The following is a 22,490-nucleotide window of genomic DNA, read 5'->3' as shown; positions in this document are numbered from 1 at the left end:
TTCAATCATATTTCAGTCTTATTTTGTTCTCGAGAAATATGTTCTTTTCTTAATTTAAATGGAATTTTATCTAAACTCTGATAAGAAGAGTTATTGCTAATAAATTCAGGAATCAATTCCTTCAATTTGGCAACAACTTTGTCATTCTTTAATTTTTCAGAAGACTTTATAATTTTCTCAATTTTCAAATTTATAAATTCATAATCCTGAATCTTATCTATACCTATCATAATTTTCTTATGATGCGTTGGTAAAGTTTTACATTCATCATTTAATAACTCTTCATATAACTTCTCGCCTGGTCTAAGTCCGGTAATCTTTACTTTAATATTTTTATTTGGAGTATAACCTGCCAGCTTTATCATCTTAATAGCAAGATCCATGATTTTTACAGGCTCTCCCATATCGAACACGAAGATCTCTCCACCTTTCCCCATTGTTCCAGCCTCCAATACTAATTGGCAAGCTTCAGGAATTGTCATGAAATATCTGATGATATCAGGATGAGTAATAGTTACCGGACCTCCTTTTTCTATTTGTTTTCTAAACAAAGGAACCACAGAGCCATTAGATCCCAACACATTACCAAAACGCGTAGTTATAAACTTAGTTTCTTTCTTATCAAATTTTGCTTGATTATGATACAGCGCTTGCACATACATTTCAGCAGCTCTTTTAGAAGCTCCCATCACATTACTAGGATTTACAGCTTTGTCTGTAGAAACCATTACAAAATGTCCTACATCATACTTAACAGCTAGATCTGCAAGATTCTTTGTTCCGCGGATGTTTACGGAAATAGCCTCATGAGGATTTGCTTCCATTAAAGGAACATGTTTATAAGCTGCAGCGTGATAAACCACATCTATACTGTGATTTTGAAACATTAACTCCAATCTTTTTTGATTTCCAACATCGCAAATTATAAATCTACATTTTAAACCAGGGAACTTGGCTTCTACTTCTAGTTGAAGATTATGTAAAGGCGTTTCTGCCTGATCTAAGATAATTAGCTTTTTAGGATTGTATTGAGCAACTTGTCTTACGATTTCACTCCCTATAGATCCAGCGCCGCCAGTCACCAGAATTGTTTTTCCAGTGAGCTGAGCCATTTTATTTTCTCTATCCAATACAATTGGTTCTCTATCTAAAAGATCTTCAATTTGCAAAGTTTTAATCTTCTGTGCTATCGGTTTATCATCGTCTTCCCAATTAGACACTAAAGGTGCATTAAAAACTTGAATGTCATTTTCTAAACAATCTTCTACCAGTGCAAATTTTTCTTCTGAAGTGCAATTTTGCTCAGTAAGTATAACTGCTGTAGCATTTAAAATTTTAAGCTGATTATGAATAGTAGTTCTATATTTTACAACAGGTTTATCAAGAATTCTAATACTATTATTATGCTTGGTTTTTGTTAGAAAACCTACAATTTTAAATCTTCGCGGATGTTCAATATTTAAAGCACCTGCAATAGAAATAGCATTCTCATCTGCTCCTATGATAACGGCTCTTTTTATTTCATCACCGCGCATAACAATCTTATAAAACTCATAAACTTGTTTTACACCTAGACGAAATAAAAATAGTAATGAAAATGAGATCCATAAATTGATTAGTAAACCTCCAACTAAATAGATCTTTTGACCAATGACAAAAAATATGATATAGTTAATAATAACTAAAGTTATAAACGAAGATGTGGTCGCTAATATTAATTTCAAGGCATCTATATTGGAAGAATACCTAATAATTCCAGCATAGGTTTTAAATACAAAGAAAAAGAGAATATTTATTAAAATAACAATAAGAGCCTTTATTGGAAATTCTAATAAAGTATAATAATTGGGTGTAAGATCTACAATAATTAATATAGTAAGTATTGAGGATGCAGCGACTAAAAATATATCAATAAGAAAGACAGCCCATCTTGGGAGATACTTTAAGTTTCTCAAATTCAGTGCGCTGTCTTTAGCGGCCAAACTTAATTTTAATGCTGAAAGTAAACGCTCACCCATTAGTAAAATATTTATTTCTATGCTCTAAAGAACTCATTAATTCCAAAACTTATCCTTTCTCTATCTTCATCAGTTAAATTAGAACCTGAAGGTAAACATAAACCAGATTCGAATAATTCTTCCGCTAAACCATCACCATAAAAAGGCATGTTTTTAAATACTGGTTGCAAATGCATAGGCTTCCAAAGAGGCCTACATTCAATATTAAGTCCTTCCATATATAACCTTAATTGTTCTCTTGTTTTTCCAGTAACCTTTGCATCAACAGAAATTATTGTTAACCAATTATTACAAAAATAGTCATCATTTGGTTCAGAAAAGACAGTAACTCCATCTATATTTAAGAATATATCCTGATAAAACAGATTCATTTCTCTTCTTAAATTTACATGTTTATCCAAGACTTCCATTTGTCCTCTTCCGATACCTGCTGAAATGTTACTCAATCTGTAATTATAACCAATTTCAGTATGTTGATAATGTGGAGCATCATCACGAGCCTGAGTTGCTAAAAATATGGCTTTTTGTTTAACCGCCTTGCTTTTAGCGACTAAAGCACCTCCGCCAGAAGTAGTTATGATCTTATTACCATTAAAAGATAATATTCCTATTTCCCCAAAAGTACCACATTTTCTTCCTTTATAAGAACTACCCAATGCTTCTGCACTATCCTCAATAATTGGAATTTCAAATTTATCAGCCACTTGCTGAACTTCATCAATTTTATACGGCATGCCATACAAATGAACAGCAATAATAGCTTTCGGCTTTTTACCTTTAGAAATCCTATCTTCAATTGCTTTCTCCAACTGAATTGGACATAGATTTAAAGTATCACTCTCACTATCAACAAATACGGGTGTTGCTCCTAAATACATAATAGGGTTTGCTGAAGCTGCAAAAGTCATACTTTGACACAACACTTCATCACCTGGCTTAACTCCTAACAAGATCAAAGCTAAATGAAGCGCAGCAGTTCCTGAACTTAGAGCTGCGACATGAACTGAAGTTTCCTCATTTTTTGGGTTCGATAAATAACCTTCTATATCCAGTTCAAATCCTGTAACGTTTGGGCCAAGTGGTGCTATCCAGTTGGCGTCAAAAGCCTCATTTACAAATTTTTGTTCGTTCCCACCCATATGAGGTGAAGAGAGCCATATTTTGCTCTGTTCCATATATTTTAATTTAAATACTTTATAATCTTACCAGGATTCCCAACTACTACTGCATGGTCTGGAACATCACGTATAATTACAGCTCCAGCACCAATGGTCACCCAGTTACCAATTTTTATACCAGGAATAACGACGGCTCCAATACCAACGTGAGTTCCTTCATTAATAATAACATTTCCAGCAATAGCTGCATTAGGGGATATATGAACATAATTCCCTAAAACACAGTCATGATCTATTGTTGAAGCAGTGTTAATAATACAATGTTCTCCTATCGATGTTGCAGAGTTCACAGAAGCATTAGGCATAATAACTGTGCCTTTCCCTACAATTGCATTTGGGGAAATTATAGCCGATTTGTGGATTATTGCCTCTGCAATTTTGCCCTTAAACGAATCCGCAACCCTCTTTCTAATTTTGTTATTTCCAATGGCAATAATTGTATCAGAATTTAAGAAGCTTGTATTTAAGTCATGAATAACGGCTCGCTCGTTGAGTGAATCAATTTTATTATTGTCATCAAAAATTTGATCAATAGTAATATTAATTGACTCAGCAATATCTATAATTACTTTTCCATGACCGCTGGCTCCGTAAATATTCATAGTTAATTATTTCCATTAAAAGGTTCAGTAGTAGCCATGTTCTCTGCATTGATGCCTTCAGAAACCAAAACTTTTTGAACAGTTTTAAACAGGATTTCCATATCTACCAAAAAAGATACATTTTGAACATACCAAACATCATATTCAAATTTTTGGGTCCAACTAATAGCATTTCTACCATTCACTTGCGCCCAACCTGTTATTCCCGGTTTCAAATCGTGCCTTTTATATTGATGTGCTGTATATATAGGCAAATATTGAGGCAAAAGAGGTCTGGGTCCAATAATACTCATATCCCCAATTAAAACATTCCATAATTGCGGAATTTCATCTAATGATGTTTTTCTAATAAACTTACCTATGGCTGTCAATCTTTGGGAATCCGGTAGTAAAATTCCATTAGAATCCTTCTCATTGGTCATGGTCTTAAATTTAACAATCTTGAAAATTTTACCAATTTTACCAGGTCTTTTCTGCACAAAAAAAGGATTTCCTTTATTCGCCAAAAATAAGAGGATTATAGCTATTAATAATAACGGACTTAAAATTAGAAGTGCCACTAATGAAATAATAAAATCACAAAATGGTTTAAAAAATAAAATATAAATCTTCAATAAGTCTGTTTTAAATTATAGAATATCTCAATCCATGTTTGATTAAAATATTCGGAGATAAATTCGAGCAAAAGTACTAAATTCTTTGCAGTAAATATATTATTACTCCCTACTCGACTTATTTTGCTTTTCCAGCTCTTTATACTCAGCTAAAAGAAGATTCCAAAATTGCTTTCTTTCATAGTTAGCAGTGATATGAACTCTTGAATTCTTCCTTAAGCCCTCTAAAAGGGAAGGATCATTTTGAAATTTACTCATTGCATTATATAAACTATTACTATTCTTAACAGGAATAATAATACCATTTATATTATTCTTGATTATTTCGTTACAACCATTGATATCGGTAACTATAGAAGGCAAATTCATTGCTCCTGCCTGCATAACAACGTTTGGAAAGCCCTCTCTGTAACTTGGGAATGTGAGAATATCTGAAATAGCCAAATAGGGCCGAACATCTTCTTGATAACCAACTGAAATAATCCCTTTATGCGACCTAATAATTTCTAAATTAGAACCATCAATTGGATCCAGATCACTTTCAAATAGTCCAACCAATAATAACTTAACATTAGGATTGGTATTATATAGTCTTTTAAACGCTGTAATTAGTTCGTTTATTCCTTTTTCCGAAACTATTCTACCAATAAAAACATAGACAAGCTCACTCCTGTTTATATTGAGTTCTTTTCTAAGCATTTCATTATCTTTTTCAGAATATAACTTTGGGTCGAAATATTTAGTATTTATTCCGTTTGAGCTTCCTTTTCCTAAAATTTTAAGCTTTTTATTTGTTGTGAATTTGTGATCAAGGATGATCTTTTTCAATTCAAAAGAATTAGGGTAAATCTTAGTCGCTAAGCTATAAGTAAGCTTTTCTACGAAATTTAAAATCTTTCTTTTAGTTCCTGTAGTTTCAAGCAAGGGTAATCCAGCCACTGTATGCAGTCTAATTGGAACTCCTGCTAATTTCGCAGCAAACATTCCAACAATTCCTGCTTTCGGAGTATGCGTATGTACAATTAGAGGCTTTTCAGTTATGAAATACCTATATAGTTTAAGCACCGCTTTTAGATCTTCAAGAGGTGTTATTTTTCGGGTCATATTCACCCAAAACGTTTTCACAGAATTATCTCTTCCATACTTTTCAAGACGTTCTTTTTCTGCCGCTATCGCAATAACTTCGTAATAACTATTCATAAAGGAAAGTTGCCCTTCTAAGAGTTTTTCAAGGGATAACGGAATGGTAGTAATGCGTATGAGTTTGTGCAAAATCTTTTTACGCAAAAATATCCTTATTTTGGATAATACAAATCATACTTAGTTTAAAATTGATAAATTGCAAAAAATAATATTTTCTATTCGTAAGTATGACTAAAGATCAACTGGAAGAATATTTCGATCGGCTTTTCCCCATTGCAAGATCCATCACAGGGGAAGGATACAGAAAAAGCTTGGAGATTTTAAAAGAGGTTATCCCTTTCAAATATATTGATATTGAAAGCGGCAGCAAGGTTTTTGACTGGACGGTTCCCGAAGAATGGAATATCAGTGACGGATACATAATTGACCTTGAAGGAAAAAAAATTTTAGATTATAAAGATAATAACCTTCATGTTCTAAATTATTCCGCTCCGATTGAAGGATTGATAGAATTTCAGGAGCTTAAGAATCATATTTTCACAATTCCGGAATTACCAACAGCAATACCTTATGTAACTTCCTATTATAAAAAGAACTGGGGCTTTTGTATGTCTCACCTTCAATATGAAAAATTAAGAGAGGGAAAATATAAAGTTCTCATAAACTCAACGTTCAAAAAAGGCTTTGTCCGAATAGGGGAATGTTTGCTTCCCGGGGAATCAAAAAAGGAAATTCTTTTAAGTTCTTACCTCTGTCATCCTTCAATGGCAAATAACGAATTGAGCGGTCCGCTTACAATGCTTTACCTCTATACTCATTTAAAACAACTAAAATATCGCCGATTTTCTTATCGCTTTGTGATAAATCCTGAAACCATTGGTTCCTTATCTTATTTATCACAGAAATTAGGGCATTTAAAAGAAAGCCTACTTGGAGGGATAGTGTTGAACTGCTTGGGAGGGCCGAACTCTCGATTGAGTTATAAAACTACTAAATATGCAAATTCGGTACTAGATAAATACTTTTTGAGAAAAAGCTTGGAGAATAAAATAAAAATAAGGCCTTTCACTCCGATGGGAGGCTCAGATGAAAGACAATATAATTCTCCTAAGATCAATCTTCCTGTTGGACAATTAGGAAGGACCATCTATGAAGAACACCCGGAATATCATAACTCTTTAGACAACAAGGAATTTATGGATTTTTCTCAATTGGAGTTAAGTTGCAAAGAAATATTAAGCTACATAAACGAGATTGAAAAATTAGACATCTACCAGAATAGCAATGGTTACGGGGAATCCTTTCTTAGTAAGCATAATTTGTATCCTACAATGAATTCAAATACTACCAGAACAGAAAATTCAGGAGATGCTTTGAAGGATGGTAAAAAACAGCAAAAGGCAGTAATGTACCTTCTTAGTTATTCCGACGGTTTGAATAGTACAACCGATATTGCGAATTTAATTAATGAAAATGTAGAATATATTAATGGGGTGGCGAGAATTTTGGAAGAAAAAAAATTAATCAAAAAAATATGAAGGTTTTATTAGCTATAGGAAATCATCCCAGACATAAATTCTTAATCCGTTTGTTAAAGGAAAATGGTTTTTTGGATGCCTTAATTATTGAAAAAAGAGAAAATTTTATTCCTTTTGCTCCGGAAAATTTAGATGATTTAACAAAAGAGTATTTTGTAACGCATTTCGAAAAAAGAAATCAAGCTGAAGTTGAAGTTTTTGATTCAAAAATTAATAAAGTTGATATTGAGAATAGATTAGAAATACTCCCAGGTGAAATAAACCATCAAAAAACAATCGATTTTGTAGCAAAAAATCAACCTGATATTCTGATAACTTTTGGGATTGGAATTCTGCAGCATAATTTTTTATCTATTGCGCCTAAAGAAATTTGGAATATACACGGTGGATTATCCCCCTGGTACAAAGGAACCATTACTCATTTTTGGCCCTCTTATCATCTGCAGCCACAATTTACCGGATGCACAATCCATTATATAAATTCAAAAATTGACGGGGGTGCAATTATACATCAAACACCTGCTATTTTAGAATATAATGATGGATTACATCAATTATCCTGTAAGTCTTTAAAAATAGCTCTTGAAACGATTGTTCCTCTATTAAACTTAATAAGCAAATCAAAAAGTATAAAAGCTGTTGATCAAAAAACTACAGGGAAATTATGGTTAAAAAAGGATTGGAAACCACAACATCTTAAATTGATCTACGGATTATATGAAGATAAAGTAGTAAATGCTTATTTAGACGGAGAACTTGTTCAAAGTAAACCTCAATTAATTCAACAAAAAATATGATTTATTTCTATACTAGGCCAACTTTAATGGATCTTTAATTTCTTAGAAATATTTTTAATTATTCTGTCTGTGTATTTTTTGCAGGTGTAATTCCCTTCGATCTCATGAATTAGGTCCTGATTATTACTTAACTTCTTTCTTAAGTCCTCATCAGTTAGAATTTCATTCATGGCCTTCTTTAATTCATGATGAGAAGACCCGGTAATTAACAAATCTTCCCTATCACGAAAAATAGTTCTCACCGAAGGAATATCTGGAGCAATAACAGGTAAGCCGGCAGATAAATATTCGAATATCTTAAGGGGATTCATATACGTATTGGCGTAGTGGTGCACTGCCAAATCAAAACAATTAAGATTCTCATTAATATCTTCATGCTGCATCCAACCTCGCAATTCCACATTTTGAGTTAAGCCTAGATTATTCACCTTTTCTGTTAATTTAACCAATGCTGGACCATCGCCAATAATGACCAAATATAGATTTGGATTATCTTTGAATAGTTCATCGAAAACATCAATTAAAACCCCTAATTGTTTGTGAAAATCAAGTGTTCCAATATATCCTATTATGAATTTATCTACCGGATAATTCCATTTTACTCTCAAATAATCTGAATCTAATATTGGAAAGAACTTATCAGGATCTGTCCCATTATGGATTACAATGTCACGATCATTATTAACATGATCTCCCATAATTCGTTTCCGAGAGAAATCAGATATGAAAATATTAAGATCTGATTTCAAATATGCTTGTAACTGCATATTTAAAAATTTATTCTCAAAAGCTATATTCTTGAATGGCTCATCAAACGGCGAGCCATTAATTTGGTTACAAATAATTAAATCTGGAAACCGTCTTTTTAGTTCTTTAATCTGAAGAAAATTCGAATCAATTTGAATTAGAATTACATCAGGTTTAAATTCTTTGATTTTCTTAATAAGCTTGTTAAAATGGAATGAATTTCTTCTAAAAAAAATAAAACTTGAAATAAGGGTATTTTCCTCAAATATGTTCTTAAAGAAAACTTATGCTCTTTACTAAAGTCTCAGTTTCGCTTGGTTATTGGAAAAATAGCCTTTTCCGTAATATCCTCATGACTACTTAATTGCTTAAAAAATTCTATAGACTGGATACTTCCGCCGTGATTTGCATAGTATGAAGTTGAGTAATACAAGAATTTCATAGAGTAGAACTAATGCCTATTATTTTATTAAGTTCAGTGTCAAAGATAACTTTTTTTGGTTTGGAAGTATAAAGTGCTTTTTTAAAGAGTTTAAATTCCAATTCAGGATTATGTATTCCTTGTTTACTAATATGATCTTTATTGGTTTTCATATTTAATAGCTCATCCCGATACCCCACTGCATAAGGCGTTCTAAAAAATGTAAAGCCTGTAATATATAATTCTTTACAATCTGAATTTAGAAGTAGCATTAAAGCAGAAAAACCGATGGTAGGGATATAACCTTCTAACCCATTTGTAATTAATTTATAATTCTTTCGTGCAATGATATAGGTTGTTTTATTCTGAAGATGTCTTTTGTAAAAATTTAAATGGGTTACTAATCCTTTAAATGACCTATTAGGATTAATAAGCTTTTCTATACCTAATCTATTATAGAGTTCCCAATCTATTGGTCCTCCTCCACTAAAATTATTCTCGTGAAAACTATGAAAAAGATAATTTATCTTAGACCCGAGAAAAGGGATCTTGCCCTCATCAAGGCTATATGGTGCCTTATTCACTCTTATTACAATATCAAAACTATCAATATAAGTGCCATTTCTCTCGTTAAAAGTAGAATCTGCCGCACCCACGATTGCAATACGTTTATTTTTAAATGATTCGTTAGCCTTAAAGATCTTTAAGGATTGAATCATGAAATAAAGACCCTTTAAGGTTTTAATCAATTTCATTAAAACTAACTATATAATTTTTATTCAATATTTTTAATTCTTCATTATTGTATCCCATAAAATCTATATCATTTTCAAATGCAGCCTGATAATCATTTATGGAATCACCTATCAAACAAACTTCATTCTTATTATAATTAAAATTATTCATCAAGCCTCTAACAAGATCAATTTTAGGTGTAGGTGAACCTTCAATAGATTTGAATAAGAATTTAATACCCAATTTTTCACATAGATAGTTTAATTCTTCCCCATCAGAACCGGAAACGATATGCATCTTTATTTGGAGATTTTTTTTGATAAAATTTATTACTTCAATAATCAATAGGTCTTTATTAATAAGCATCTTTTTCATAATATCAGAGAACTGTTTGGCAAGTTCAGCTTCCTTTGTTTCTGTATTGGATTCTAGCCGAATATTCTTGAAAAAATACTCAAATTTAACATACCTAGAAAGACCCGCATTTTTAGTGTGATAATCAATTAATTTATCCACTTCAGCTTTTGGATAATTGGAGAGTACTTCTCTAAAACCTATCTCCCTTATCGGCATAGAATCAATTATTACACCATCAAAATCCCAACAAATGGCCTTTCTATCTTTTAAGTTTTTCATAAACTGCTTCTGCGATTAAAAAATCCTCTTCATAATCTATATCTAATGACGATATTTTATCGATTTCCAGGTAATAAGGTTTAATACCCAATCTCTCACCCAGTAAATATCTTTCTCTATTTGCTATGAAAACGGCATTGTTAATAGCGAACAGATCTGTCAAATCTTGCGTACGAGGCCATTTAAGATTGCTTGTATTATTTACAATTCTATTAGACTCTTTATCTAACAGGAAATCTTTAATAATATGACCAGAAACCAATGAATCAAAGCCGTTTTTCTTCTGATGCAGATATACCTCTATAGCATTCATATAATTTTGAGCAGTAAATAACGGATTTGTTGCATGTGTCCATAATATATTCTCACATGAACTAAGGTGGGCAACATGCAAAATTAAATCCTCCAATTTAGTTGAAGAAGATCCTAAATGATCCGGTCGCTCATCAATAACTAAATTTTCTATTCTATTCTTATAAGTTTCTGCAATTTCCAAACATTTACTATCATTACTTGAAATAATAACCTCATCTACAGAATGTAAATTTTCTAACTGATTTAATTTCAATTCAAACACCCCATTTTTAATGCCTGCAAAAGAACGCATATTTTTATTCTTAACTCTTTCACTTCCAGCCCTAACAGGTAAAAATAAGCTTATAGACATATTACAGTAAAGAATAAATAGATTTAGATTTTATATTATATTGTGTAGGAGTTAAAGAATATAAACTAATTCCTTTACTTCTTGCATAATCAAAAATTAAATGATTTTCTTCAAATAATTCCAGCTCTTCTTTTTGTATATTCTCTGAATAACCATCATAACCGGTTAAATAAACTTTTTCCACTTTTAAATCAAATCCAATTTGAAAAGCAAGTGCTGTAGCAGATTCCTTTAAGTTATTTTCAAAATCAACTTTCTTAATTATCCGAGTATATTCTTTTATATTATACGGCACATAACTTTCTAAATAAGTATTTGTCTGAGGAATAATAAAGGTTTTATTTGAGAGCTCTTCCAAACTAATCATTTTCTCTAACCTTTGCCCTTCTTTACCTATTAAACAGTGAAATTGATAATTGGCAATATTTGAAAACACTTGGATATTCTTTGAACTCACAAAAACTATTGCAATATCTGGGTTCTGCTTCAAGAATTCCTGATGAGCCTTTTTATTCTTTAGTGGAGATTTGCCACCACCTACAATGAGTATAGATGTATAAGTTTTACTTGGTTTGAAAATAGGAAAATCTTGTGGGTAGGAATTAGCAGTTTGCTTTGTTGAAACATTCTCCTTAATAATTGAATTAAGAGAATAATATCTTTTCTTAATTTTAGACATCACAGTGTCTTGCGGCATTGAGAAGGCACCGGAAATCATATAAGGCAAATTGATTCCCCAATTATATTTTTCTTTTAAATCTTGAAATGATTTGTTCAAATTGAAAAGAGCATCAAAATTTACTGGTAATTTATTTTGTTTGTTTAGGAGCGTTAAAATTAATTCTGTTTTTAAATTTCCTGCTCCTCTCCCCATTCCCAATACAGTACTATCAACAATTTGAGCTCCATTTTTAATAGCGGTTAAAGTATTAATAAGAGCTAGTTCTAAATTATTATGTGCATGAAACCCGATTGGTATTGTAATATACTTCTTTATTTTAGTGAAAATTTTTTCAACATCGAATGGATATAAACCTCCAAAACTATCTACAACATAAAAATAATCTGCAACATCATTAATACGACTAAGCTCGTTATTATATAAGGAGTAACTTTCCCATTTTGAAGCATACATCAAATTAAATCCTATTTCAAAGCCTAGTTCTTTGATTTCTTTAGAAAGTTTAATAGCTCGGTCTAAGTTAATTGGTGCTACCGCTATTCTTACCAAAGAAATTATTCCCTTACATGGTTCAAGAAGTGATTTTAGATCTTTAATTTCTACCTCCTTCTCATTCAGAATTATAGCTAGTTTCTTATTGCATTTTTCTTGACATTCATTTAAAATAAAATCTGGCAAATAATAATAAGCCCCTTCATAAGAACCACTCCTCTTAGATCTATAGCCAACCTCAACATAATCTATAGGCAGCTGATTTATTTCCTTAAAATATTCATCAACTAAATTGGCCTCAAAATCCCAATTGGTATAATAGCCACCATCTCGTAGTGTACAATCTAATAACTGTAAATCAGTTGTATTTTCGTTCAACATTTATTATTCATTTAAGGGACTCTAAAGTTAGGAAGATTCTTTTAGCTCTCCATATTGGTTTTTAATAAAGTCTCTTAAAGCAAACTTTTTTTTTAAAAAAATTGATCCATAGTTTATACCAAATCTAAATCCATATATCATTTTCCCCAAAGATTTAGCCACAAGAATTATAAAAGATGTATAAAAATGATGTTTATAATAGATTCTTAAAAGATTTCTAGTGCTATAGTACTCTCTTTTTAATAATTTGTAAATTCCTAAATTAGTGTTTTTCCATTGATAATCTATAGAAGCATTATTAGCTAATGCTCTAATTTTGTGCCATTTTGCTGCCTCAATAAATAATTTATAACCTCCCTTTTTCACTTTCAAGCAAAAGTCGAATTCCTCGAATCCAAAAAAAATTCCGGATCCGGAAGAATACCATCTTTTATTACTTGAGAATTAACGATGATGGTGTGCCCGCCGGGTATTGAATCTACTTCTAAATATCTATTTTTCCTTAGCTCAGAATTTGATAAGGAACTAATTCTCCCAGTTGAAGTATTAAATTTGCCGCCCTTCTCAACTATAACTCCTAATTTAAAATTACTCTAAGTTAATTTTTCAATTCCCGTAAATAAATCCTCAAATTCATGCCGATCTCTGGGAGGATTGTCATCATCTCCCCAGTAGATCCAGTCATATCCTAATCGAGTTAATTCTTTAAGTCCATAATAGGCAGCACCGGCGGGTCCGCTATTGTAGCCAACTTGATGATATATTACATCCTGAAATCCTTGACCTTGAATAACTTCCTTAGTTAAATTAGAATTACTGTTATCTACGATTAAAATTACCTCTGGAGGGAATGTTTGAGACTGGAGCTTATTTATGGTATTTAAAATTATTTCTGAACACTCATAGATCATTACAAACGCAGCAAATTTCTAATTTCTCATCCTTTTAAAGCTTAATTCTTAGTTTAAAAAAGTTATATGCAATTTGTATCAATTTAGATTTGAATCTCTGTGCATACGTGTAATAATGAACTCTAACATTTTTAAAGAATATTCCCTTACCTGAATTATCTTCAAAATAGTACTTAGTTTTCTTCCCACCTGTCAAGAAATAGAATCCAAATTTTATAGTGTCTTGTTTGGATTTAGCCACTAAGTCCGACTTGAGTAATTCCTGAATTTCGGACCAATCGTTTGGAATATAAGCAACATTAGAATAGTAGTAAAGGCCTTTTCCTAATAAAATTACGGGCTTCCCCTGGTAATTTGCTTCCAGACCCGTTGTGGACCCAAAACTTATAACCTTATCTGCAACTCCTATTAACTCGTAACTATCTGTTGGACTTTCTGGAGCAATTACAAAGATATTAGGGTATGATCTATTTAATCCTAAAATTCTCGTAACAAATTCATGTTTCACCCCTTTTAGATTAGGATGCATTCTTATTATTAAATTATACAAAGGAAGCGACCTACCTACATGATCTGTTAATGCCTGAAGGGCTTCCATTTGATCTTTAAAATATGGGTTATCATATTCTGTACCTAGAGCAGCAAATTCATCATCAGAACTATTGAAAAGAACTATATTTTTATTGCCATTGAAAATATTATTGGGTAAAGAACCCTTCTTCATTTCTCTGGTATATGATGGGAAAATTATACTCTCGCCAGATCTTTGTCTTTCGAAAAATTCGGAACCAATCTTAATTTTCTCTTGGTTACTAAGGTTTGAGTTATCCCAACACTCTTGAACTAATTCCCATTTATTAAGAATATTATGAGGTAATATATTTTTATAAGTTTCAATGAAACCTCCTAACCTAGCTCTCTCAACATTAATGCAATCTTTAGCATTCGCAATTGTTGCCCTTAATATCGCTCTAACATAATCTTGCCTACCATTAAAATTATAAACAATATCTATATTTTCATCAGCTAAAAATCTCTTTACACCCAAGTAGATTGTCAAAGCATTATACGCTAATTCCTTTACAAATTCCTGCTCAATATTTATCAAGTCTCTATCACGAGTTCGTGAAATATAGGTAGACAAAGTTGCTGCTCCTATTTCAAAATTATCATAAATAAGATCAAAATCAATTTTTGAATTATTATGAAAAAACTCTTCTGCAATTCTTCTATCCTCATCTGTTATTAAATCGGATAATTTGATACCTTGAAAATTACCATCAATTAGCTTTAAGGTGTTAGAAACACCTTCTTTACATCTATAACAAATATCTGGTTCTTTATTAATATTGAAATAGCAAACATCAAATGTATTGGAACAGCTTAAGTAGTAGATAGTTGCATCGGGATATTTGTCTATTTGGCTTTGCAGCACATCGGGCATAATACCCCGGGAATAACTGTCAATACTGAATACTGAAGCGATTAATATATTCATTCTATGATTTTAACTTTTGAAATTCTCAGATTTTAAAATTAAACAATACCTCTTTCTAATAGGTTCTAAAAGACTTTTAAAAGTTTTCACCAAAGGAACGGATAAAGCCAAAATTATAGGAATCCTGATGGATCTATAATAATAATTTAATTGTTCGTAAAGTATCATAAACTGATAAAACGCGTCATTCTTTCCTGATACTTCGTAAGTTTCAGAATCTTAGAACACTAATAATTAGCATAATAAATTGGACCCTGAAATAAATTCAGGGTGACGAAAGAACTATATGACTAAAAGCGGATATACAATATAATAATAAATAGGAGCATTAATTCTTTAATATTTTTTTTTGATCCATAGAAAATTTATAGAAGTTTTCAAATTTACTAATATAATAAACAATATTTATGAAGAGGTTCATAATGTTAGCTTAAAACAAAAGATAGAATCACAAATAATTCAACTTGAACAAAAATATTAAGTGTCTTGATTTTGATGCAAGTGTGCATTTATTTGAAAAATCCCAGGATTTTCAAGGTAGAATCTTAAAACATCCTGAATTGTTATGGTAACTGAATAATCTGAAGCCTTAAAAATTCTTATCAGTAATTCCAAATCAGAGGTATAATCACAGGTCAGTACAATTTTATCGATAAACTGATGGTAATGGGGAACCTGTAATTTTTTATACCAAGGGTTTTTAGATATGTTTTCCCTAAGTGCGGCGGTTAAATGTTCTAAATGATGTGGATTATTGGATTTAATAGATTTCAATTCTTTTAAACTAACAAGTTCAAATCCGGTACCTTTTATTAAGCCATCCTGATAAATACCATCCACATAATCATATTTTTCAAATAAGCTCAATGATCTCTTTAATGCGACAATATCAACCAAAGGATTATCGGCTGTTACACGAACTATCTTTTCTACTCCGTATGCTTCTGCAGCAGCTATATATCGATTTAGCACATTTAAAAGGCTTCCGCGGAATACTTTAATATTTTGACCTTTGAGATATTCCGTCAAAATATCGTCTGAAGCATCAGTACTGGTGGCAACAATTACAGGGAGACCTGTTAGTTCGAGCCTTTTTACAACATAATATATCAAAGGTTTATTCCCTATCAGCTTTAGGCTTTTGCCGGGAAAACGACTGCTGGACATCCTTGCCTGAACTATGACAGCGCGTTTATTCCCCATTTTGAGAAAGGTATATTTTATAAGCCGATTCCAGATTACCCTGCTGCTGCAGTATATATTCTACAAATTCCCTAAAACACCCATTGCCACCGGCTGTTAAAAGAATTTTGTCTGCATTTTCCCGGATGAGAGGATAAGCATCTGAAGGACAAGCAAAAAACCCCAGCCTTCCAACAAGGTGAAAATCGTTCATATCGTCTCCCAGGAAGGCTACTTCAGTCAATTTTATTTTTTTGTTCTTGCAAAAATCCGCCAGGGTTCCAAATTTATTTTTGACTCCGAGCTTCACGTGTTTTAACCCGAGTTTTTTCATCCGTTTTTTAACCATGGGGTTTTCTTCACCGGAAAGAATTAAAACAGGGATTTTCGAAATTTTAGCTAAGGCTGCCCCATAACTGTCTTTGGTTGTGAATTTTCGCACCGAGTCACCTTCTATTGTATAATAAAAAGAACCGTCGGTCCAGACTCCATCTATATCAGATACAATTAGTTTTATATTCTTCATCCTATGAGGTGAGTGTTGTGCTTTTAATTGATGACATAAAATATCTTTAGTTGATGAAGATAAATATTTTATATTAAGGAGGTTTGTTTTCCACAATAAAATCCTCCGTCAAAATTCCTAAAGGAATTTAGACTCTTCTTTCAAAAGGGATGTTTTCTTGATTTTACTTAAAGCTAAATATCCTGTAAAAAATCAGGATAAATAATCTCATTTGTACCAATATCTTTTTTTAATTTTTTTCCGAGTATTTCATTTCTTTCTGTCCATTTAAACCCATCCCCTGGAGATAAAAGCTGTAGATCAGCTTCACTAATTGTGTGACCTTTTGATAAGTATTTATTTACGGCTAAAGAACGTTCTAATTTTGTTTTAGCTTCTTTTACCGCAGGTTCTATAAAAATATCCTCAAGCCCCATTGATAATTCTAAAAGTCTTATATCTCTAACCATTCTCCAGCAACCATCTATTCCCAGCGAACCGGCTTGATCTGTCCCTTTCATCTTTCTATCTAGTGTTAAATGCTTTTCGATAATTTTAGCGCCCATAGCCACAGCTGCCACCGGAGTAGAGATACCGATAGTATGATCTGAATAGCCTATGTTATAATCAGGATAATGAGATTTTAAATATGAAATTGATTGTAAATTTACATGAATTGGATTTGTTGGATATTCAGAAACACAATGGAGGATAGATATATTATTGTGATATTTAGATATAGTGTTCAAAGCTGTATCCAATTCCTCCTTACCTCCCATTCCTGTTGAGAGAATCATTGGGATTTTTGTTTGGGCTAATGCATCTAACAAAGGAAGATTTGTTAAATCACGGGATGCAACCTTTAACTTATCCGGCTTAAAATAATTAAGTATACTTAAACAGCTTGGCGCGCAAAGGGTTTCTACAACTTCTAAACCTTTACTTTTAGCATATTGATAAATTTTAAAATGCTCTTCATTAGAAAGCTCTAAAGCATTTCTATGTTCCCCATAGGTCTTACCGAAAGAGTGAATACTGTTGTAAGGCTTGGAAAATGCACTATTAGAGAGTTCGTAGTCAAGATCTCTTTTGGTTAACTTAATAGCATTCATCCCAATAAGTTTGTGACCAAAAAGATCGTCCACAGCTGGGCGAGCAGCCACATCTATAATCAACTTAGCCAGTTCTGCCGAGCCATTATGATTCTGCCCGATTTCGCCTATTAAATATGTAGATTGTTCCATAAGGAGTTTAGGCTGCCTTTGCCAAATTAGTCTTATTTGAAGGTGTTAAGTTCAATTTAATTGACAAAGTTTTTTCGTGAGCAAGATAATAATAGATTACGAAAAATAAGAAATACATCACCATAGATTTTTGCCTAATAATTATTCCCAAGTTAGACATTACAAAAGTCATCGCAAATGAGGTTAACAGAAATAATACTAAACTCATTCTAACATTTACGGGAGCGTTCCTCAAAAATTTCAAAAAATCAATTTTCAATATCTTTAAGAAAAGCAGTAAGTATATTAAATTTTCTGCAGATACAATAACACCTAATATTCCTGGAGCATCAAAAAATAGCGGTCTAAACCAAAAAGTGAAAATTTTCTCTGGCAAAGAATAACCTGCCATGTTCACACCTGAACCGGCATTATCTAGATCATGTGATCTTTGGGTTGTAAACTTAATAAAATCGGCCAACATGTCCTGAGAATTATTTAAGTGTACAACCGCTAAGATTTTATCATGAATTAAGAATAGACCAACTATAATACTAAGACCAATAAGGGCCTTTTTTTTCCAAGAAATTGAATCCTTACCGAATAAAAACCCGATTAATCCTCCCACAGTTAATAGTAAAAACACATGAGGTCTAATATAAAACACCAAAAAAGAACCTACTAATAAGCCTACGACTCTTGATTTCGGATTCTTAATGGAATATGCAAAAAGCATTAAACCCAGAAATATGATTGCTCCTTTTCCCATTGATGCAGTCCAAAAATGCATATTAGGTAAGAAAAGAATCAAAGTTAGTAAATCTATGTGTTTGAAAACTTTTACTTCAAGAGTTATATTCTCTTTGAAGAAAAGATATGCATAGACAAATCCTAGAAAACCAAACCAAGCATATAACATCATCATCATCTCGTAACTAAAGCCAAATCCATTGATAAAAGGATATGAAATGAAGTTTATAAAAGTGGTTTCTGTTCCAAAAAAGTCTAACCATTCTTTAGATGCATTTTGCGGCCAGGTGAAATATTTGTGAGAATCTGAAGGATTAATAAATGCATAAGCATAATATATAATTCCAAAGAACATATGATAACAGAATAATCTATTCATCAGTTTCCTGCTAAAAAACGAATGCTTCTTTTCAAGTCTATTAAAAATTAATTGTGTTAACAGATAGAGAAAGGGCACCATTAATAAGCCTCCAATCATATCCAATATAAGTCCGGTTTCCAGATGCATAATTAATATTCCTAATATTAGATATGCAACTTAAAAGCCAAAACAGAGATGTGCTATTATAAACAGAAGAAAGCTTAAATTTAAGACTTGAATTCTATGTGTTTACATCACCTAAGGACGAAAAATAGATTGTGAAGAATCAAAAAAACACCACTTTACCTAAGGTTTAAAAAGTAAGAATCCACACAAAAGTGTGGATTCTTTACATATAAATGACTTATTATAAATTCAAATTTATGAAGGTATTCTCTCATAAGTCTGTTTATACCATTTTTGGAAGCAAAAGAAAGTCCAAACTTTAAAAGTATTATCTTCCTTACCCGAAAGATGTTTCTCGACTATTTGTGAAATTTCAGCTACATTAAAAATATCTTGTTTCATCAAAAATTCTGTTTCTGTATAAGATCTCAATTCATTAGAAAGATACCCACGTAACCAATCTCCAACGGGAACTCCAAATCCTTTCTTTGATTTATCTAAAAATTGATCAGGAAAATATTGTTTGAAAGAGTCCTTTAAAAGATATTTCTTATTCCAACCTTTCATTAAATAATCTTCCGGAAGCTGAGACGTAAAATTCCAGATTTCTTTGTTTAAAAAAGGAGCTCTACTTTCTAAAGAAGTCAACATACTAGTACGATCTACTTTAACCAGCATATCACCTTCCAGACTAATAATTTTGTCAATATTTCTAAAATCGGTAAGTGTATTATTATTCTTGCCTATCTTATTTTTATAATATTGGAGAGAATCATCAATAAAATTATTTGCTTTAAGAATGCCTTCAACTTCGCGCTTTTGATACGCTAATGAGATAATATTATAATAGAATTCATCATTATAATTAATAGCATTTAATAGCTTTTTTGCTTTAAATCTTTTACCTCGCTTATCATCTTTTGTTGAAAGAATTGGATTAAGTATTTTTTTAAATGTGGAATGCGCAACTTCGGGAACTAAGGATGAATATTTTGCATTTAATTTACCCATGTAGTACTTATTGTAACCACCAAATACTTCATCACCTCCATCACCAGTTAAAGCTACTTTAACATGTTGCCTGGTTTTGTGTGCGACCAAGTAGGTTGGTAAAGAAGAAGAATCTGCGAAAGGCTCATCAAAATTTAGCAGAATATCATCTATATTACTTTTAAGATCATCAACAGATATTATAAATTCATGATGATTGCTATTGATAATATTTGCAACAGTTCTAGCCTTATCTGACTCATCAAAAGATTTTTTATCAAAACCTACTGAGAAGGTATCTATATTAGAATTGGTCTGTTTTGATAGCGCTAAAGAGACTATAGAAGAATCTACTCCCCCAGATAAAAAAGTGCCTAATGGAACATCTGCAATTGAGCGGGACGACACACTTTCATTAATAAGGGTATGGGTTGTGGATTTTGCTTCTTCGAAAGAGATATTAGGATCAACATTCTTTTTAAAGTTCTGATCTATTTCCACAATATTATAAGACTGATCATTACAATTGATCTCCAAATAATGATTGGCTTCCAGTTTATGAATGTTACTATATATGGTGTATGGAGCAGGGATATAGGTAAGTTGAAAATATAAATTTAAACCTTGTTTAGAAATTTCGGGCTTTTGGCCAATAACAGATATAATCGATTTCAGTTCAGATCCCCAAATAAGATTTCCCTTATTTGGGGTATAATATAATGGCTTTTCACCAAAATAGTCCCTTGCAATAAAGATCTTGTTTTTATTTTGATCATAAATACTAAAAGCGAACATTCCATCCAACATAGCAAATGCCTGAGTGCCAAAATTCTCATAAAGACGAAGAATAACCTCAGTATCCGAAGTAGTGTGGAACTTTACAGCCTTCTCAAGTAGACTGTCTTTAAGTTTAAGATAATTATATATTTCGCCATTAAAAACGATACAGATCTTTCCGTCTTCAGAAAACATGGGTTGTTTACCAGTGCTAAGATCTATAATAGACAATCTCCTCATGGCAAAACCTAATGCATACTCATCTGTATCCTTAACAAAAAAACCATCCTGATCTGGACCCCTATGGATTATTTCCATATTCATTTTAGACAAGATCTTACTTATATTTTCAGTCTCATTTTTACCTTTAAGTAAGACTCCGTTTATTCCGCACATATAATCTATTTTAAGCTTGTAAAGATAATTAAAGTTGTTTCTGAAAATATCTAATGAAATATTAAATAACAGTGTCTCCTAATTCCAACATATTTAATGATTGAAAGTTATATTTAGATCTCAGAAATTTGAAATGTTTTATAATTTTGGATAAGTCTTTAATACTTTCTTCAGGCTGATCTCCAAAATTATGAGGATGCCACCAAAGATGATAGATTTCACCTTTTTTGGCTGCGTAAGACATTTCTTTTTTTATCCTCCTAATTTTTAATTTTCTCAAAAACGAATTGAATTCTACTGGCCTTAAAAACCTACTAGCTTTTTGCTCTAATGGTAATCCATTAGTACTTTTCAAATCTGAGTAGGAATACATTTTTTTGCCTAGATCTATATATGCATCGGCAGTTCTTGCTATTTTAGTAGTTAGACCACTAGAACTTGTATCATTCCAATACCACGAATCTGGATTGGATCTCACATTTAAAATTCCCAGTTCAGAGCATATCTCTAGATATTCTTTTCTGATTTGGTTTCTAGGAAAGACTAAAGACTTTAATTCAATTCCCATTTTGGATGCCACTTCGATTGCTTTTACCAAATCCTGCCGAAATGATTCTTTTCCTTGCCCTTCTTCTAAACAATAATAATGAGAATAGGTATGAGTTGCCATTTCCTGTCCTATTGTATTGCTTATCTCCAAGATTATCTCAGGTGCAAAGCAAAGATCTCTATATCCAATATTTTTAATAGAATCGCCATAGTCATAAGAAGACAGCATGGAATTTGCATACTCAGGTTTTACTTTGGTAGCATTTTGGACCCATTCTGCCCAATCATCGTTAAAGAGCATTCCAACACTCGCCCATGTTGCATGGATTGAAGAATCTGAAAATAATTTTAAAATCTTTGGAATTACTTTTCTTGTATTCAAAAAATATTCTGATTTCTGCGCTATTTCGACTGTATCAAATACACCCCAAATCAATTCAAAATCTAGAGAAATTACCAAATAGCCGTTCGTTGATTCGTTCATTCGTTGATTTGTTTCCCCCCTCCCCCCGAAGGGGGGAGAAGAATGTTTTTCTATTTTCTGTTTTCAGTTAACGGTTATCTGTTATCT

21 protein-coding genes are annotated in these 22,490 nt (G+C 31.9%); 2 read left to right on the top strand and 19 right to left on the bottom strand.

Features of this window, described 5'->3' with window-relative positions; translation table 11 throughout:
- Positions 1-5 precede the first annotated feature (5 nt).
- The 5 genes from H033_RS19895 to H033_RS0109530 all read right to left on the bottom strand — a co-directional run bounded on the left by H033_RS19895 (position 6) and on the right by H033_RS0109530 (position 5,699).
- Positions 6-2,018 (bottom strand): polysaccharide biosynthesis protein, encoded by a 2,013-nt coding sequence (locus tag H033_RS19895; protein WP_034886179.1) that lies wholly within the window; start codon positions 2,016-2,018, stop codon positions 6-8.
- A gap of 17 nt (positions 2,019-2,035) precedes the next feature.
- Positions 2,036-3,193, bottom strand: coding sequence for a DegT/DnrJ/EryC1/StrS family aminotransferase (locus H033_RS0109545; protein ID WP_026838123.1), 1,158 nt, complete (start codon positions 3,191-3,193; stop codon positions 2,036-2,038).
- A 5-nt stretch (positions 3,194-3,198) separates the two neighbouring features.
- A complete protein-coding gene (locus H033_RS0109540; RefSeq protein WP_026838122.1) occupies positions 3,199-3,798 on the bottom strand; it encodes an acetyltransferase in 600 nt (199 codons plus the stop codon).
- A 2-nt stretch (positions 3,799-3,800) separates the two neighbouring features.
- The gene (locus tag H033_RS0109535; RefSeq protein WP_026838121.1) at positions 3,801-4,406 is read right to left on the bottom strand and encodes a sugar transferase; all 606 of its coding nucleotides are present in this window, start codon (positions 4,404-4,406) and stop codon (positions 3,801-3,803) included.
- A gap of 108 nt (positions 4,407-4,514) precedes the next feature.
- Positions 4,515-5,699: a glycosyltransferase family 4 protein gene (locus H033_RS0109530; RefSeq protein WP_410503518.1), complete on the bottom strand. Its 1,185-nt coding sequence runs from the start codon at positions 5,697-5,699 to the stop codon at positions 4,515-4,517.
- Between the two features lie 83 nt (positions 5,700-5,782).
- Between H033_RS0109530 and H033_RS0109525 the strand changes: the two genes are divergently transcribed.
- Together H033_RS0109525 and H033_RS0109520 are read left to right on the top strand one after the other, a co-directional pair.
- Positions 5,783-7,093, top strand: a complete 1,311-nt coding sequence (locus H033_RS0109525; RefSeq protein ID WP_026838119.1) for a DUF4910 domain-containing protein — start codon at positions 5,783-5,785, stop codon at positions 7,091-7,093.
- Entirely contained in the window at positions 7,090-7,890 is an 801-nt protein-coding gene (locus H033_RS0109520; RefSeq protein ID WP_026838118.1) for a formyltransferase family protein, read from the top strand. The genes H033_RS0109525 and H033_RS0109520 overlap by 4 nt, the downstream gene beginning before the upstream one ends.
- Before the next feature lie 23 nt (positions 7,891-7,913).
- On the opposite strand, the gene H033_RS0109515 is transcribed toward H033_RS0109520, so the two are convergent.
- The 14 genes from H033_RS0109515 to H033_RS0109440 all read right to left on the bottom strand — a co-directional run bounded on the left by H033_RS0109515 (position 7,914) and on the right by H033_RS0109440 (position 22,403).
- Complete coding sequence (locus tag H033_RS0109515; protein WP_026838117.1) at positions 7,914-8,657, bottom strand: glycosyltransferase family 4 protein; 744 nt, start codon at positions 8,655-8,657, stop codon at positions 7,914-7,916.
- Between the two features lie 418 nt (positions 8,658-9,075).
- On the bottom strand, positions 9,076-9,777 hold the full coding sequence (locus tag H033_RS0109510; protein ID WP_231367586.1) for a glycosyltransferase family 29 protein: 702 nt from the start codon (positions 9,775-9,777) through the stop codon (positions 9,076-9,078).
- A gap of 22 nt (positions 9,778-9,799) precedes the next feature.
- Entirely contained in the window at positions 9,800-10,429 is a 630-nt protein-coding gene (locus tag H033_RS0109505) for an HAD family hydrolase (RefSeq protein ID WP_026838115.1), read from the bottom strand.
- The gene (locus H033_RS0109500; protein WP_026838114.1) at positions 10,410-11,096 is read right to left on the bottom strand and encodes a cytidylyltransferase domain-containing protein; all 687 of its coding nucleotides are present in this window, start codon (positions 11,094-11,096) and stop codon (positions 10,410-10,412) included. Before H033_RS0109500 ends, H033_RS0109505 begins: the two co-directional genes overlap by 20 nt.
- A 1-nt stretch (position 11,097) precedes the next feature.
- Positions 11,098-12,651, bottom strand: a complete 1,554-nt coding sequence (locus tag H033_RS0109495) for an aldolase catalytic domain-containing protein (protein WP_026838113.1) — start codon at positions 12,649-12,651, stop codon at positions 11,098-11,100.
- 27 nt (positions 12,652-12,678) lie between these two features.
- Complete coding sequence (locus tag H033_RS0109490; RefSeq protein WP_155827766.1) at positions 12,679-13,017, bottom strand: hypothetical protein; 339 nt, start codon at positions 13,015-13,017, stop codon at positions 12,679-12,681.
- 227 nt (positions 13,018-13,244) lie between these two features.
- A complete protein-coding gene (locus H033_RS0109485; protein WP_026838111.1) occupies positions 13,245-13,562 on the bottom strand; it encodes a glycosyltransferase in 318 nt (105 codons plus the stop codon).
- Between the two features lie 34 nt (positions 13,563-13,596).
- Positions 13,597-15,060: a hypothetical protein gene (locus H033_RS0109480; protein WP_034886178.1), complete on the bottom strand. Its 1,464-nt coding sequence runs from the start codon at positions 15,058-15,060 to the stop codon at positions 13,597-13,599.
- Positions 15,061-15,537: 477 nt separating this feature from the next.
- Complete coding sequence (locus H033_RS0109465; protein WP_026838109.1) at positions 15,538-16,263, bottom strand: cytidylyltransferase domain-containing protein; 726 nt, start codon at positions 16,261-16,263, stop codon at positions 15,538-15,540.
- Positions 16,253-16,768, bottom strand: a complete 516-nt coding sequence (locus tag H033_RS0109460; RefSeq protein ID WP_026838108.1) for a KdsC family phosphatase — start codon at positions 16,766-16,768, stop codon at positions 16,253-16,255. The genes H033_RS0109465 and H033_RS0109460 overlap by 11 nt, the downstream gene beginning before the upstream one ends.
- Before the next feature lie 173 nt (positions 16,769-16,941).
- The gene (locus tag H033_RS0109455; protein ID WP_026838107.1) at positions 16,942-17,991 is read right to left on the bottom strand and encodes an N-acetylneuraminate synthase family protein; all 1,050 of its coding nucleotides are present in this window, start codon (positions 17,989-17,991) and stop codon (positions 16,942-16,944) included.
- A 7-nt stretch (positions 17,992-17,998) separates the two neighbouring features.
- Positions 17,999-19,228 carry a hypothetical protein gene (locus H033_RS0109450; RefSeq protein WP_026838106.1) on the bottom strand — a complete coding sequence of 410 codons (1,230 nt, stop codon included), beginning with the start codon at positions 19,226-19,228 and terminating at the stop codon, positions 17,999-18,001.
- A gap of 234 nt (positions 19,229-19,462) precedes the next feature.
- The gene (gene asnB, locus H033_RS0109445; protein ID WP_026838105.1) at positions 19,463-21,370 is read right to left on the bottom strand and encodes an asparagine synthase (glutamine-hydrolyzing); all 1,908 of its coding nucleotides are present in this window, start codon (positions 21,368-21,370) and stop codon (positions 19,463-19,465) included.
- Between the two features lie 61 nt (positions 21,371-21,431).
- Positions 21,432-22,403 (bottom strand): polysaccharide deacetylase family protein, encoded by a 972-nt coding sequence (locus tag H033_RS0109440; RefSeq protein ID WP_026838104.1) that lies wholly within the window; start codon positions 22,401-22,403, stop codon positions 21,432-21,434.
- Between the last annotated feature and the right edge of the window lie 87 nt (positions 22,404-22,490).

It is taken from the genome of Gillisia sp. JM1 (genome assembly GCF_000424645.1).
GTDB lineage: Bacteria > Bacteroidota > Bacteroidia > Flavobacteriales > Flavobacteriaceae > Gillisia.
The sequence above is the reverse complement of the archived record's forward strand: the minus strand, read 5'-3'. Positions and strand labels throughout refer to the sequence as shown.